Consider the following 14,823-nt stretch of genomic DNA (forward strand, 5'->3'; position numbering starts at 1 on the left):
CAATCTATTTTAAGTTATTTTAACATACTGACAAACCAAACACTTATTCTAAATCAATAATATAAACTTTTTTAGGAAATTACTTTACCCGCACTTGCAAATTGGTTTTGAGAAAACACTTTTTTTGCAATTTCCTGAACTTGGCTGACTTCTAAACCATCTACTATTTTTAATGAATCTACTGCATCTTCTAAATGAAATTTCCCATCGGTTTCAATCGAAGCTAAATCTTCAATTGAATCAAATGACTGAATATACTTTCCAACAAAATTCTTAACTGTTACAGCTAATTTTTCTTCTGAAATTTTTTCACTATGCAAAGATTCCCAGGTACTATTAATAATTTTTTGGGGTCTTCAGTTAAACACGAGAAAAAAAGAACGGTAAAATTTTTTTCAACAACAAATTCATAATAAAAATCATCGTTAATTACTCCGTCGTTATACATTCTATGAAAAAATTGACTCCTTTTTCCCAGCATATTTTCTAAATATAATGAAAATATTATAGAATCTCGATAATTTAAGTCAAGATTTGGAAGAGACCAACCGTAAACTAATTTAGATAATTTATTATTAAAATTTGATTTTTTATTTTTTACTGGCAAATAATAATAGTTAGAATTTAGCTCAATATCCTTCTGATCATCCAAATTTGCCACCGATTCCACTACTTCTATAAGTTCAGAAAAAGAGATTGGGCCACATACATAAAGCACTATATTTTGAGGTTGATAAAATTTTTCATGCAGGCGTTTCAATAAATTTTTATCCACAGTTCTGATTGTTTTTTCAGTTCCCAAAATATCATAACTTAAGGGTGTCTTGGGATAAAGATTTGCTAATAATTCCGTATATAAATCAGAATCAGTATCATCTTCTGTAATCTTGATTTCAGAACTAATAATTTCAATTTCCTTTTTTATTAAATCATTAGTGAAGTAAGCATCCAACACTAATTCGAATAAATATTCGAGAGATTTTTTAAAATATTCTCTATCTTTCTTTAAAGTTGTATAGAAAAAATTGGTAACATTATAAGTAGTATAAGCGTTTGAATCAATTCCCATTTGCGAGAATAGATAGTCCATATCATGATTTTTCTTATGAAATAATAAATGTTCTATCAAATGAGCCGATCCTGGCGGAATTTGAACTTGATCGATTAGTGAATCACTTGAACCAAAGTTAACAATCATTTGAACGTTAAAAGTTTTAAAATTTGGCTTCTCAATTAATTTTACAGTCAACCCATTTTTTAACTTCTTAATTCCAATCTTATTTTCAGTGACTAAATTCATTATTGCATTCCTTCATACCACATTTTTATTCCAGGCTGAACAAAATTTACACATTTACTTAAATCATTTGGTTCCACATTTTTAATTTGATGAATCAAATCTTCGTTAGAAATGTAGTCTTTGGTCAAAAACTTCATCTTTTGCTGAGAGATATCAAAAAAGCGTCCATCGTTTTGGTACAACAAAAGATTTTCAATTGACTTTTTAGCCATTTCCAACATACTCAAAGAATATTTTTGGTATTTTATTTTATCAAAAATTTTATCAATTTCTTGATTTACCTGCTCAAATTTCTTTTCATTTAAAGTAGCATAAACGTAGAAACAATTTAAACCAAAACTAATATTGCTGAAAGCTTCATACGATAAATTTAATTTTTCTCTAATTGTCTGAAATAAAAAAGATTCCGAATCACCACCAAATATCTGGTTAAAAATCAGCCAAGCTGCATAATTTTCATTCCGATATTTTGCATTACCATCTAGATAATACTGCTGTAAAAAAATATTCTGCCTAAAAGTATGGTGTTTTTCATTAATCTGGTCTGTTTTTTTATAATTCTCAACATAGTAAGGATTTATCTGATTAAATCCATCACGCGGAAAAAACCTCTGAGCAAATTGGTTGATAGCTTTCTGATCATCAGCTGATAAGGTAAAACCATCGTAATATATGTTAACAAAACTTGTTTGTAAAATATTCTGCCATAAATCATAAACTTGATCTAACTCAACATTATTCAGTTGAGTGAATGTACCACTTAAAGGTCTCTTTAAATTATCTGAGGAAATATAGTGAGGAAGAGCTTGGTAAAACGCCAAGGTTTCAGGACTTGTCAATTCGTCTTTTAAAATATTCTTACAGTATTTTTTTTCATTTTCAAAAAGAGATTCAATTCGGTCATTTTGATTGAAAATTAATTCTTCAATAAACGAGACCATATCTGAAAAACAATATGATTCGTCATTCAACAACCTTGGATGGACAAAATCAACCATCAAAGAAAAAGAAGTACTTGTTCCAAATGTTTCGTAATCTACATCTAATGTTGCCCCGTAGTGATCTTCCAAAAAGTCAATAACATCCTGATGAAGCTGAAAACGAGTGGAATGCTTTTTTATTAAATCACTGAGTAAATTTAAATGAGCAAAAAAACTCGAGTCTGCTGGAAAAACAAAGTCTACCTGAAAAATAGCTGTATTAAACTTATCTCTCTCGTTTACATAAAGATTGACACCTTTTTTTATTCTAATCGTTTTCATCATTATTTAAATTACTTTGTTGTTTAAAGTCTTCCTCCATTGAATCTGGTTCTTCTTTTACCTGTTCTAATGTAGCTTGTTCCTGATGACCCGATTTTTGATAGCGATATGCATCAATTTTTGTTTGATAAACTTCTCGTCCCTTTGATCCGTTCATTGGGCCAACCATCCCATAACGTTCCATATCATCAATTAAAGAAGCAGCTCGATTGTAGCCAATTTTAAAGTAGCGTTGAAGCATTGAAGAACTGGCAGTCGACTTATCGTATATCAAATCGACAGCCTCATCAAAAAGCTGATCTTCGCTGCCATCGACCTCCGTCGACTCGGTTAAATCATCAATAGAAACATCAAATTTGTCATCGTATTCTGGATCTCCTTGCCTTTTAACAAAATCAGTCACTGACTCTACATCTTCAGTTGCAATAAAAGCCCCCTGAACACGGGTTGGACTTGATGATCCCATTGGATCGAAAAGCATATCACCATGACCAATTAATTTTTCGGCCCCATTTGTATCCAAAATAGTCCTAGAATCAACCCCGCTAGAGACAGCAAAAGCAATTCTCGAAGGAATGTTTGCTTTAATAAGTCCAGTAATAACGTCCACTGAAGGACGCTGAGTAGCAATAATCATATGAATTCCAGCTGCTCTGGCTAACTGAGCTAATCTAATGACCGCTTGTTCAACCTCGGAACCGGCAACCATCATTAAATCAGACAACTCATCGATCACAATTAAAATATAAGGTAAAAATTCTTTTTCTTCATCATCCTTAAGGAGGTTTTTATTATACTCATTAATATTTCTTGATCCAGTCTGTTTGAAAAGTTCGTAACGTCTTTCCATTTCTACTACTGCTTGATTTAGAGCCCCTGCTGCTTTTTTAGGATCAGTAACAACTGGGGTTAAAAGATGAGGTATATCATTATAGACATTTAATTCAACTTTTTTAGGATCAACTAAAATCATCTGAACTTGATCCGGACGTGCCATCATTAAAATACTGATCAAAATTTCATTAATTGAAACTGATTTTCCAGATCCAGTAGATCCTGCAATTAATAAATGAGGCATCTTAACAAGATTCATCGAAATAACATCACCATTGATATCACGTCCCAATGGAACTTCTAAGATATTCTTTTCATCTTTAGTTTTTGAAAACTCCGACCATACATCTCTAAAATAAACAGGCGAAGATTTGGCATTAGGAACTTCGATTCCAATTCGAGATTTTCCGGCAATTGGTGCTTCTATTCTTATATCCTTATTCGCTAAGGCTAAAGCTAAATTATCACTCAGTCCTAAAATTCGACTAATTTTCACACCATGAGGCGGTTCAATTTCAATTTGAGTAACAGAACTCCCGACACTAGCACCAGTTACTTGAACATCGATATTAAAGTCTTTAAATGTATCAACAATGATATTTTCTTTTTCAGTTAATTCTTCTTGCGTTAACCCGCCTTTAACTGCCTTAGTCGGTTTTAGTTCATCAACTGTCGGCATGATGTAATCTGGATATTCTTTACTTTGATAATTTTGAAAAAATGTTTCTTCACTCTCATGTTCTTTGACTGGCTGAGATTCAACAGGTTTCCTTTTTTCCTGCTTTGCATCAGATGCTGCTTCTGCAAAAGGATCAATATCATTTTTTTGCTCAAATTCAGGCTCTTTTTGATTGACAACTGTTGTATTTTCTCGTTTAGGATTGTCGTGTTCTTTTTCTTCTGTTGAATGATCAAATAAATTATAAAAATATTTTCCCAGTAGACCAAACATACTGATCAATTTTTGTATAGGAATTTCTTCTACCAGCATGAACCCCCAAATTAAAAAAACAATTGCAATTATACAAGTCCCAATTAAAGAAAATATTCGATATGATGCTGTATAAATTAATGATCCAATTAATCCAGAGAACGCTTCATTTTTGACACTGCCGTGAGTTATTGCATTTAAGACATTATTTATCGTAATTCCAATGAATTTGTGATCTATATGTTTAATTGAAAAAATAACTGCACTAAAAAGCTGCATGAAACCCACAAAAATTAAAATTCCACCGCAAGCTTTTTTAAAGCCGATGGTAGGAAGTTTGCCTTTTATAAAAAGATACCCACCTAAAATAACCAATAATCCATCTAGCACAATAAATAAGTCACCAACAAGGAAACGAGCTATATTGGCTAAAAAAATCCCAAATGGTCCGGTTAATTTCTGCGTAATGCCAAAAATTCCAAAAAGTGCAAGGATAATGCCAATAATATTCGCAGTATAATTTTTGTTTTTTTCTTGTTCTTTTTTAGTTGTTGATTTCTTGGTCATAATCCTACTATAAACTTATTTTTTATACTTTCCTAATTATTATAAACAAGAAAAAAACTTCTTTTTAGAAGTTTTTTTCTTGTTTATTCAGATTCACTTTCACTATCGTCTACTTCGTCGACATCTTCGGCTTTTTCAGATTTAGCGACAAAATTTAAATTAATTCCTTTATCTAGAACAAGGGTTGTTACTTCATAAGTTAAAGTCTCAATCAATTCAATAATTGGCCGCGATAATTTTTTAACTGCTTCTTCAGGTAATTCACTTTCTTTACCGTCAAATCCTTCAATTACAACAATCTGATTCATAATTCCAGAAATATCAAAATTCTGTTGGGGAGGAATAAAATCAAAAGGAATTATTACCTTCATAACTGAACCTCCTTTTGGAACCTTCAGTCCCATCTGATCAATTTCGTCATCATAAAGTTTTTGTAACTGAACTCCAATTCCTGTAGTGTCCTCAGGACTGCGCATTGATAAATCATAGTGAAACGCTTGAACAAAAATCGGTTGTCTTCTAAAATGCATTTTTTTACCTCAATATTTTTTATTTTAATTTATCATGCGGATACTCATGTGTGAGTTCAAGTCCTGAAAAATTTTGTTGACGAAGTACTTCAAATAGTACAATTGCCACGCTATTAGAGAGATTTAAAGATCTAATTTTATCAGTCATTGGAATTCTGATGCACTTATCCATATTTTCCCGCATAAATTTTTCAGGCAGTCCCTTAGTCTCGCGCCCAAACATCAAATAGTCATCACATTCGATAGTGTAATCAATATCCGTATACATTTTATCAGCAAACTTACTAACTAAAAACAAGCGAGCTTGTTTTGGCAGATACTCCATAAAGTCATCCAGTGAATCATGATAAGTAATATTAACTTGATCCCAATAATCTAGACCCGCTCTTTTAAGATGTTTTTCATCCAGCGAAAAACCTAAAGGACGAATCAAGTGTAAATGCGCATCTGTACCGGCACAAGTTCTTGCAATATTACCTGTATTTGACGGAATTTCAGGTGCAAATAAAACAATATTATTAGTCAATTTTATTCCTTTCCATCTTCATCAAGAGCTATTTCCTGATATGCACCAGTTCGAGCTTTGTACCAATTAAAAACACGACCGACAATAATTTTAGCCACAGCATAAATTGGAATTCCAAAAATCACTCCAAATATTCCAAAAAGATTACCAGCCGTTAACAACACGATCAAAGTTGTCACAGGGTGCATTTTCATATTGGCACTCATTATTAATGGTGATATTAATTGGCTTTCTAAAAGCCATTCAACAACAAAAACTAAAAGTACCTTCACAACCATCATTGGTGACATAAAAAGTGCTACGATAATTGTTGGAATTTCTGAAAGCCAAGAACCAAAGAACGGAATTACATTAAATACCCCTGCTAGAATACCTAATAATAAACCATATTTCAAACCAACTATTTGATACCCAATGATAAAAATAACAGCAACGAAAAAAGCAACCGTTAGTTGACCACGAACATACATCGAAACTTGGCGGTTAATATCTTCAAGTAATCTAATTCCGCTTTTTCGATATTTAACAGGCATTAAGCTGCCAATTGAGATTTTTAATTTTCTGCCGTCTTTTAACATAAAGAAAAGTAAAAAAGGAATCGTTACAATATTGACCATTGTAGATGCCACTTTTCCCACAATACCGGTAATGTTTTTTAAGACATCCTGGGCAAAAGAGGCAATTTCAGAAGAAGAAGTTTTAAAATAATTTATTGTATATTTATAAACGCTATCTGAAATACCTTTTACAGTATGAGGATCAAAATTTTTAGCAAACCATTTAATTAATACCTGGTAATAATGAGGAAGACTAGTCCCAAGTGCAATAATTTGATTCACAATACTTGGAATTACAAATAATATCAAAAGGATTAGCAGCAAAAAAATAATTACAAAAAGAAGAGCAATTATAATTATTCGATTAATGCCAAATTTTCTCTCAAAAAAATCAACAATTGGATTTAAAAGATAAAAAAGCAATCCCGCAACTAATACTGGAACAAAAATTGCTAAAACAAATTGATGAATAGGCTCAAAAATTCCTCGAACCTGAATTAAAAGAAAAATTGCTAATAGAATGAGAATTATATTAATAATTAAAACTGTAAATTTATTATTTAAAAAACGCCTGTAAAACCACGAGAGCTTCTTTTTTGATTTTTGCTTATCCATAATTTAGTCGCTATAAGTGATTTCACTGCCTATTTTTAAATTAGAGAAATCGATCTTCCCATCCAAATAAACTGCACTTTCAAGGTGATCACCTTTATGATTAAAAACTAAATTGATATGATTAATCGTTCTCATATTTTCTTGAACTAACGAGCCCACGTATTCAACATCAAAAGCAGTATCACCGATCAAAACCTGATCTCCTTTTTTTAAAGTAAACTTACGCTTCATCTCATTATCTAAAAATTCTTGACTTATTGATATTTCAGCAATTTCCTGCGTAACCGATTCTCCAAATAAAACCAACATCTGATCTTCAGTATTGAGAGCATGATTTCCTATCCGAGTAACCCTTGTTTTAAAATCCACGACCGTTTAGCTCCTAAAAAAATTATTTCTTATAATTGTATCAGATTTAACTTAAGGCTTAATTATCTTTTTTTGAGTAAAAACATTAATCAAAAGATTAACTAAAACTAACAAAGATCCTGCTACAAAAATACCGCGATAGTCAAAAACACCAGCTACTAGTGATCCCAATAATGGTCCAACCATTGCTCCAAGTGACATAAAGCTTTGGTTGTAAGCAAAAACTCGACTTATTTGTGCTTGATCAGTGTTACGAGTTAATAACGAATTAACCGAGGGCAACAGCGCTGCATCACTAATACCAATTAAAAATCTCATTAAAACTAAAAGCCCAATCGAAGCAATCATACTGGTTCCTAATTGGACAAAAAATGCAAAAACAAAACCTGCAATTAGCATTTTTTCAGCACCTAAGCGATCTCCTAGACGACCAAATATCGGTGCCGTTAAAGCTGTGGAGATACCAGGGGCTGCGGAAACAACTCCTGCCATTAGAGCAATCTGACCTTTATTATTCATCAACTCTTTAACATAAAGAGAAACAATTGGGTTAATAGAGAGATTAACCATCTGAATAATCATTGTTGTAATAAATAACCCGATGACTAAATTTCGATTAGCTAATTTTGCGAAAAATTCTTTGCCAGAAGGCATTGATTCTTTTTTCTGAGGATGAAAGTCTTCTTTAATAAAAATAATTGTCACTAAGAATACCAGAAACAAGCCAAAACCTGTGACAAAAAAAGTATGTCTTAAGCTAAAAATAGAAGCAAAAACTCCTCCCAAAAGAGGGCCTAAAAAGCTACCAGAAGTTGACCCGGTAACAATAGTTCCCAGCGCTCTTCCAACATGTTTTTTTGGAGTATTTGCTGCAATTAAAGCATTTGCATTACTGACGTAACCACCAAAAAAGCCTTGAAAAAGTCTTAGGATTATCATTTCCCAGACGTTAGTAACAAATCCCATTAAAGTAAATGCAATGAAAAGCCCTAAAGAAGCTCTAATCAGCATCAAACGACGTCCAGAACGATCAGCTAGTTTTCCCCAAAAAGGTGCTGATATTGCCATTGCAAAAAATGTTGCTGCATATGCAACTGCACTATAAAATCCTAAAGCTCCTTTAGAAAATTTACCAAATGATGAAATATAAAGCGACAAAAATGGTGTTACTTCACTTAAGCTCATCGAAACCATGAAGACACTAATTGTTAAAAAGAAAAGATTCTTTTTTGATTGAACATCATCTTCCAAGATTACTTTCTCCTTTAATGTATTAATTGAACTAAAGTCATTAAGATTGGAATAACAATCAATGATAAAAGAGTTGTTTCTGCAACCATAATTGAAGCAAAATCGGCATCAGCATTATACATATTAGCCACAATTGGCGCATTAGTCATTACTGGCATTGCTGATTGAATAATAAAAATTTGTTTTACAAGGACTGGTAAATTAATCGGCAATAATAATAAACTCATTAATAAGGGAGCAAATATAAATCTACCAGCAATTATCCCAACACTGCTTCGATCAATTCGAATTCGTTTAATTCCAACCCTTGAAATAGAAATTCCAATAAAAATCATTGACAACGGAATTGTCAAATTACCCAAGTATACTAAGTCTTGATGTAAAAAAGGGACATAGTGAAAAACGTTAAACGGCAAAATCACTAAAACAATTGCAATCATAAAACCTAAGAGCGGCGGCGAAAAGATCCGACCCACGATCTCTTTAATAGATAATTTAGTGTTTATTTGACCATCTCTTTGAATTAGCCAAACTCCAAGAGTCCAAAAAATTGTTGTATTAGCAATATAATAAACCAAAACAAAAGGCAGACTCTTGGTTCCAAATAGAGCAATATTAACTGGCAGGCCAATAAATACAGTATTTGAGTTAAAGAACATCGATGAAAACGACCCACGACGATAATCTGGAATTCTAAGCATCTTAATTACAACAAAAGAAAAAGCAAAAAGTATTAACATCGATAAAGCTGGAAAAACAAGCATCGGCAAATCACGCTGAAGATCAGTTGGTGTAAATTGATTTGAAATTGTTGCAATCATATAGCAAGGCAAGGCAATATTTGTTACAACCTTTGAAATTGTTTTGGTAAATTTTTCGTCGAACCAGCCCTTTTGAGCGAAAAAAAATCCAACGCCAATCATTACAATCACAACCAAAATTCCTTGAATTGCTTTAAAAAAATTGCTAACATTTCTATCCCCCAAAGAAATTATCAATAGTTAAAATATTACCACTTTTTTGAATTTTTGAATTTTTATATAAAAAAAATCCAGAAATTTTAATCTCCAGATTTTTTATTTACTCCAGACCCGTTGATCCTTAACATGATTAGTTTTCAAGTAGTAAACCACCTTTTCAAACTCATCAACTTTTTTCTGAATCTTGCTTGGTAATTTATGCACAAGTTTGTTATTTCGAATATATGCGTCTCCATATCCAAAAACTTGAACATCCTTCTTCATATCCATTGTTGCCTGCATATAAGCACTTCCTTTAATGCCAAGATGTTCGAAAATCGTTGGCAGAACATACATTGGAGAAATATTAGGACCTTCTCCTTTAAAGTCAGTCTTAAGCATTTTTTTAGCGGATGAATTGGCCCAAATTACATAAGGTGTATCAAAATAATTATGAAATCCTTTTTCTGTGCCGTAATCTAGATCAATACCAAGCATTTTATATGTACTGTTGTTATCTCCGCCCCAAGGATTGTGATCACCCCAAAAAGCTAAAACAATCGGTTTTTTAGATTTTTCAAAACTATCAACTAATTTAACAAGTGCTTCGTTAGTAGCCTTTATTCCCGTCAAGTAATTATTAATAATCCCATAATCTTTTTTATTATAAGAGTTTTGCCACTGAACTAAAGGTTTGCCTGAAAATTCGGTTGAATATGGGCCATGATTTTGATAAGTAACGGTTTGATTAAAAATCATTTTTCCGTTTTTTGTAACTTGATTAAATTGTTTTATTAAATCAGGGAATACCTTATCATCCGGCACAATGAAACTATCATCCACATGCTTATCGTAATAATTTTCTTTATCTCTAAATTTATCAAAACCTAAATATAGATCGATATTCTGTCGATTATAAAACCAGCCAAAACCTGGGTGAAGTGCACGAGTCACATATCCTTGCTCGTTGAAATAATCAACGAAAGAATTCATCGGCTGATTAATTGTTTCAATACTAGGGTATCCTGTCAGCATCTTCCGCTCAGTGTCGATGGTCCCACCACCAAAAATAGTTGTAGTTAAGTGACCCGACATTGATTTACTTCTAATTTTATTGAGTCCCGCATAAACCGACGGATCAATTTTGATATTTGACCACTTGCTAAAATCGTTATATGCCTCTAACTGAATCGTAACGATATTAACTTTTTTGTTTTTCGGAATATTGTTGTAGCTATACTTAGAAAGTGATTTAACTGCTTCTTCTTTGTTATATCCCTTAGGAGCAGTCAATGTTCCTTTATTAGTAGTATTAAGAAACGAAAAGAAAACTCCATTTGTCGCGTATCGATTAGGAAAACTCCAGATGTTTCCTCTGGTAATCGCCTTAGCTCCTTTGTAAAAATCATCATTTAAATAAACATGATTTAATGCGTACGAGCCAGAGAACAAAAGAATTAAACAAGCTGCAAAACGTCTAATTTTTCCATTATCAATACTTTTAACAAAGTAGGCAATTAGTAAGCAAAGTAAAATTCCAAGAAAAATAATTGCTAAATATTTTTTTGGTAAAATGTAGCTGTATCTTTCTCCCATGTCAGCAGCTTCACTGGCCAAGAAAATATCTGAAAAAGAAAATGGATAACTGCGATACTTATACATAAAAAAGTTGACTGTCGCAATTGCAACCGGAGCAATACTACCTAGTAAAATTCCCCATCCAACGTTATCCACGATTGTATAAGCAATTAAAATGACAATAAATACCGGTAAAATGTTTAAAACCATTAAATGAGTATCGGCCAGTACATCTTGGGTCATTTCCCAACTAAACTTATTAGTTGCAATCAATTCACTGATGTACGTTACAAAAAGTGCAGCAAATCCGATTATTACAACATCACGAATATTTACTAACCATGATTTAATCAAAAAAGAACGGTAATCAGAATATAATTTACCACCAGAAAAAATTGTAAAAGACTCTTTATCAGGTAACTTTCTTAAATATGCCCGGTAGGTATGAGGAGAAGCAATTTTGGTCGTTGTTGAAGAAAATTTAGCATAACTTTCTTCAAATAATTGAATCGAACCTTTAACTTCTCCTTGTAAATCAATCGCTAATCCGTAAACCTTAAGACGACTTGGAACAATGATCCTTAATAAATCAGTCGGAACTCTTCCAATTATATTTTTTAATTCAAAAGTTTTTAAAATTCCCTTTGAATTACGATGTAATTTTTTCCAAGATTCCTCTTTTAAAGGGCTCTTTAAAATTAAGTGCCAAACTTTTTTCTGATAGTCCGGTTCTTTAATAGCTCTAACTAAAAGTAAGATGCGCCACCAGAGAATTGGAAATACAATCCAAAAACGCCAAGGACGTCTTCTAATATAAAAGCCTAGAATTGACAGGAAGGCATTACTTTTGCCTAACCATGTTTCAATATCAAGCATTATTCTCCTTCTTAAAATAAATTATTTTAAATCTGCAATAATTTTTGCAGCTTGATCAACCGCATCTTGAATTAATGAAGTCTCTTTGCCACCGGCGACTGCCATTAATTGATTGCCACCGCCACGGCCGCCAAAAATTTCAGCAAATGAACCAATCACTGTTTTCGCATTAACCTCATCACTCGCTTTATCTTTAGCAAATGCCAACAATAACGAAGATTTCCCGTTTTTATTGCTGCCAATTACTAAAATATCTGAAATTTTCTGATTGCGCCAACGGTCTGCTATTTCCCGCATTTCTTTAGGATCAAGATTGGGAATAATTCCCGCTGTATAAGCAAATCTTCCAGATTCCTTAACATTTTTAAAAAGATTCTTAGCTGCGTCATTAGCATGTTTTTCTTTTAACTCTGCTAATTCTTTTTGGGCTGCTTTAAATTCGTTTTTTAAATTAGCAGTTTTCTCAGCTGCTTCACTTAATTTAACAACCCCAACTTCCTTCATCACAGATTTAATTTGATTTTCTTCATTTAACAGATAGTCGTATAACCCATCTCCAGTTAAAGCAACAATTCTTCTAACCCCGGATCCGATCCCTGTAGACTCAGTAATCTTAAACATTCCAATTTCAGAAGTATTGCTGACATGATCTCCGCCGCAAAGCTGAGTAGAATAATCGCCTGCTTTTACAACTCTGACAACATCTCCGTATTTCTCAGAGAAAAGTGCAACAGCTCCTGAATCAATTGCCTGTTGATAAGGCATTTCTTGCGCAGTTACTGGTAAATTAGCGAAAATTTTCTCATTAACAATTTTTTCAACCTGCAAAATTTGATCATCAGTTAACTTCTCGTCACTAGTGAAATCAAACCTAAGATAATCTGGTGCAACAAGTGAGCCTGCCTGATGACTGCCTGATCCCAAAACATCACGTAATGCTTCATCAACTAAATGAGTTGCCGTATGATTTCTTTTTATTCTTTCATTTCGAACAGCATCTACTTTTAAATGATATTCTTCACCGACCTTTAGTTGACCGAAAACTTCAAGATAATGCAAATTTTGACCATTTGGTGCATGCTTTGTGTCATTAACGTTGGCAACAAGCTGACCGCTTTGATCATAAATCCAGCCAGTATCTCCGACTTGACCTCCCATTTCGGCATAAAAAGGAGTTTGATCAAAAATTGCCATTGCTTCTCCATCATTAACCGATTCAACTTTTTGATCATTTTGTAATAAAAGATTTAAAGAACAATTAGTTACATCAAGTTGAGTATATCCCAAATATTTGCTTTCTTTTTTATAATTAAGCAAATCTAAATTTTGAGTTCCCATCGAAACTTTGACGCCTCTAGCTTTACGTGCTCGTTCTTTTTGCTGTGTCATTTCCTTTTGATAGCCGTCAAGATCAATGTTAATGCCCGATTCAGCAGCGTATTCCTGAGTCAACTCAACCGGAAATCCGTAAGTATCAAACAACTTAAATGCATCTTGACCAGAAATCATTTTATTTTCTTGAACCTTAGGTGATGAAATTACTGAATTTAACAGTTTTAATCCATCATTCAATGTTCCCGCAAATTTAGCTTCTTCACGGTTGACCACTTCTTTAATTCTTGTCAAATTAGTAGTCAGATCAGGGTAATAAGATTTCATAATTTGAGCAACTGTCGGGGTTAGATCTGCCAAGAAAGTATGCTCGATACCAAGCTTTTGACCATTAAGCACTGCCCGTCGTAATAAACGTCTTAATACGTACCCTCGTCCCGAATTTGATGGTTCTGCACCGTCACTAATTGCAAAAGAGAGCGTTCGAATATGATCAGCAATTATTTTGAAAGAAGAATCAACTTTTTGGTCGCTGCCATATTTATAACTCGTAAATTTCTCGATTTCATGAATAATGGGTAGGAAAAGATCTGTTTCATAATTGGTATGAGCGTGCTGAAAAACAGAAACAACACGTTCAAGTCCCATTCCTGTATCAATATTTTTATGAGGCTGTTCAACGTATGTACCATCAGGTAAATGATTTAATTCTGAGAAAACAATGTTCCAAATCTCTAAATATCTTTCGTTTTCACCACCAGGATAATTTTGAGGATCATCTTCAGCTACGTTATTAAACTCTTGCCCGCGATCAAAGAAAACTTCAGTATCTGGCCCTGATGGACCACCACCAATATCCCAAAAATTATCTTCATCCTTATAAAGATGCTCTTTTTTTACACCAACACTTTGCCACAGTTCATATGCATCATGATCTTTAGGATAAACTGTTATATATAAATCTTTCGGGTCAAAACCAAACCACTCTGGACTCGTTAAAAGTTCCCATGCCCAAGAAATAGCTTCTTTTTTGAAATAGTCACCAACAGAAAAATTTCCTAACATTTCAAAGAAGGTTAAGTGCCGGGCCGTTTTTCCAACATTTTCAATATCATTTGTTCTAATACTTTTCTGAGCACTAGTCATGCGAGGATTTGTCGGAACTACAGTACCATCAAAATATTTCTTCATCGTTGCAACACCAGAGTTTATCCATAACAACGAAGGATCATCTACAGGTACTAAAGATGCACTTGGCTCAATATCATGGCCCTTAGATTTAAAGAAGTCTAAAAACATTTGTCTAACTTGAGAACTTGTTAATTCTTTCAAAAAT

The 14,823-nt window shown here is 33.0% G+C and carries 12 protein-coding genes; all 12 read right to left on the reverse strand.

The features are described 5' to 3' along the window. Positions 1–71: 71 nt before the first annotated feature. A complete protein-coding gene (locus R8749_RS06535; protein ID WP_317695139.1) occupies positions 72–320 on the reverse strand; it encodes a hypothetical protein in 249 nt (82 codons plus the stop codon). Further along, positions 287–1,300, reverse strand: coding sequence for an insulinase family protein (locus tag R8749_RS06540; RefSeq protein ID WP_317695143.1), 1,014 nt, complete (start codon positions 1,298–1,300; stop codon positions 287–289). Before R8749_RS06540 ends, R8749_RS06535 begins: the two co-directional genes overlap by 34 nt. After that, positions 1,300–2,565 carry a M16 family metallopeptidase gene (locus R8749_RS06545; RefSeq protein WP_317695145.1) on the reverse strand — a complete coding sequence of 422 codons (1,266 nt, stop codon included), beginning with the start codon at positions 2,563–2,565 and terminating at the stop codon, positions 1,300–1,302. Before R8749_RS06545 ends, R8749_RS06540 begins: the two co-directional genes overlap by 1 nt. Next, positions 2,549–4,894 carry an FtsK/SpoIIIE family DNA translocase gene (locus R8749_RS06550; RefSeq protein ID WP_317695147.1) on the reverse strand — a complete coding sequence of 782 codons (2,346 nt, stop codon included), beginning with the start codon at positions 4,892–4,894 and terminating at the stop codon, positions 2,549–2,551. Before R8749_RS06550 ends, R8749_RS06545 begins: the two co-directional genes overlap by 17 nt. A gap of 83 nt (positions 4,895–4,977) precedes the next feature. Then, a complete protein-coding gene (locus tag R8749_RS06555; RefSeq protein WP_317695150.1) occupies positions 4,978–5,424 on the reverse strand; it encodes a DUF1149 family protein in 447 nt (148 codons plus the stop codon). Between the two features lie 19 nt (positions 5,425–5,443). Next, on the reverse strand, positions 5,444–5,950 hold the full coding sequence (gene trmL / locus R8749_RS06560) for a tRNA (uridine(34)/cytosine(34)/5-carboxymethylaminomethyluridine(34)-2'-O)-methyltransferase TrmL (protein ID WP_317695153.1): 507 nt from the start codon (positions 5,948–5,950) through the stop codon (positions 5,444–5,446). A gap of 2 nt (positions 5,951–5,952) precedes the next feature. Further along, positions 5,953–7,122, reverse strand: a complete 1,170-nt coding sequence (locus R8749_RS06565) for an AI-2E family transporter (protein ID WP_317695155.1) — start codon at positions 7,120–7,122, stop codon at positions 5,953–5,955. A gap of 3 nt (positions 7,123–7,125) precedes the next feature. Next, positions 7,126–7,491, reverse strand: a complete 366-nt coding sequence (locus tag R8749_RS06570) for a PTS glucitol/sorbitol transporter subunit IIA (RefSeq protein ID WP_317695157.1) — start codon at positions 7,489–7,491, stop codon at positions 7,126–7,128. A gap of 51 nt (positions 7,492–7,542) precedes the next feature. Continuing rightward, the gene (locus tag R8749_RS06575; RefSeq protein WP_317695160.1) at positions 7,543–8,742 is read right to left on the reverse strand and encodes an MFS transporter; all 1,200 of its coding nucleotides are present in this window, start codon (positions 8,740–8,742) and stop codon (positions 7,543–7,545) included. 14 nt (positions 8,743–8,756) lie between these two features. After that, on the reverse strand, positions 8,757–9,728 hold the full coding sequence (locus tag R8749_RS06580; RefSeq protein ID WP_317695163.1) for an AEC family transporter: 972 nt from the start codon (positions 9,726–9,728) through the stop codon (positions 8,757–8,759). Positions 9,729–9,818: 90 nt separating this feature from the next. After that, positions 9,819–12,155, reverse strand: a complete 2,337-nt coding sequence (locus R8749_RS06585; RefSeq protein ID WP_317695165.1) for an LTA synthase family protein — start codon at positions 12,153–12,155, stop codon at positions 9,819–9,821. A gap of 21 nt (positions 12,156–12,176) precedes the next feature. After that, the gene (gene alaS / locus R8749_RS06590; RefSeq protein ID WP_317695167.1) at positions 12,177–14,819 is read right to left on the reverse strand and encodes an alanine--tRNA ligase; all 2,643 of its coding nucleotides are present in this window, start codon (positions 14,817–14,819) and stop codon (positions 12,177–12,179) included. Positions 14,820–14,823 lie beyond the last annotated feature (4 nt).

This window comes from Xylocopilactobacillus apis (assembly GCF_033095965.1).
Taxonomy (GTDB): domain Bacteria; phylum Bacillota; class Bacilli; order Lactobacillales; family Lactobacillaceae; genus Xylocopilactobacillus; species Xylocopilactobacillus apis.

Bases quoted from the DNA above. Each gene is read 5' to 3' on its own strand.
- R8749_RS06545 (WP_317695145.1), bottom strand. From the start codon at position 2,565: ATGATGAAAACGATTAGAATAAAAAAAGGTGTCAATCTTTATGTAAAC.
- R8749_RS06555 (WP_317695150.1), bottom strand. From the start codon at position 5,424: ATGCATTTTAGAAGACAACCGATTTTTGTTCAAGCGTTTCACTATGAT.
- R8749_RS06565 (WP_317695155.1), bottom strand. From the start codon at position 7,122: ATGGATAAGCAAAAATCAAAAAAGAAGCTCTCGTGGTTTTACAGGCGT.
- R8749_RS06585 (WP_317695165.1), bottom strand. From the start codon at position 12,155: ATGCTTGATATTGAAACATGGTTAGGCAAAAGTAATGCCTTCCTGTCA.
- R8749_RS06540 (WP_317695143.1), bottom strand. From the start codon at position 1,300: ATGAATTTAGTCACTGAAAATAAGATTGGAATTAAGAAGTTAAAAAAT.
- R8749_RS06550 (WP_317695147.1), bottom strand. From the start codon at position 4,894: ATGACCAAGAAATCAACAACTAAAAAAGAACAAGAAAAAAACAAAAAT.